The organism is Rahnella perminowiae (assembly GCF_019049755.1).
Taxonomy (GTDB): domain Bacteria; phylum Pseudomonadota; class Gammaproteobacteria; order Enterobacterales; family Enterobacteriaceae; genus Rahnella; species Rahnella perminowiae.
On record NZ_JAFMOS010000099.1, the window covers coordinates 1 to 675 of the forward strand.

General features: G+C 39.3%; 2 protein-coding genes. Both read left to right on the plus strand.

Annotated elements, in window-relative coordinates:
• Positions 1-41: 41 nt before the first annotated feature.
• A complete protein-coding gene (locus J1785_RS00515) occupies positions 42-500 on the plus strand; it encodes an STM2901 family protein (RefSeq protein WP_217218547.1) in 459 nt (152 codons plus the stop codon).
• Positions 494-675: DUF1493 family protein (locus tag J1785_RS00520; protein WP_217218546.1), on the plus strand; the 182-nt coding region annotated here is incomplete at its 3' end. The genes J1785_RS00515 and J1785_RS00520, both read left to right, overlap by 7 nt.

Below are 675 nucleotides of genomic sequence, written 5' to 3' on the forward strand. Positions count from 1 at the left end.
TCAGTTGTATACTCTTTAGACGTCACGTAAAAGGGGAAGGTATGGATACGGTTGAAGAACTAAATGGAACTTACTTTTATGCGGGTAAGTCAAATTTAACTGCTGGTGAGATGCTTTTTATGATCTTTTGTGAGAACACAGCTGATCAATTTGGTTTCGGTGATTTTGGTGCGTTAGTTGCGTTATACAGCGGCGTGAACAACCAGACAACACGAGGCAAGCCCAGAACTGCTCTTAAAGGCACATCGAGAGCTTCGCAAAAAGTTAGGGCAGTATTCAAGCAGGCCAAATTCCCATTCGGGATACAGTTACCGACGTGGATTGGGGGCTACACCCCTTGGACAGTAAAAAGAAGAATGGTGTCACAAATCAGTACATTTATAGGTCGTACTATTCCCCTGATCGGTGAGTTGATTCTAATCTCTGATGTTTACCAAATCGTTTATCTCTCAATCCGTGACTACAATATGATAGCCAGAGGTGATGATAAAATATGGTAACTGATGATATAGCTAAACAAGTAATTGATCTTGTGACTCGCCGCAGTGGCGTTTATATGTTTAGACGTAAAAAATATGATACATACACTGAAGAATCAAATATTCATTTTGATGTGAAATTAGATCAAGATGATGTTGAAGAGTTAATGGACGAGTACTTTTCAAAGTTTAAAGT

Excerpts from the sequence above, each read along its gene's own strand:
- J1785_RS00515 (WP_217218547.1), top strand. The coding sequence starts at position 42 with ATGGATACGGTTGAAGAACTAAATGGAACTTACTTTTATGCGGGTAAG.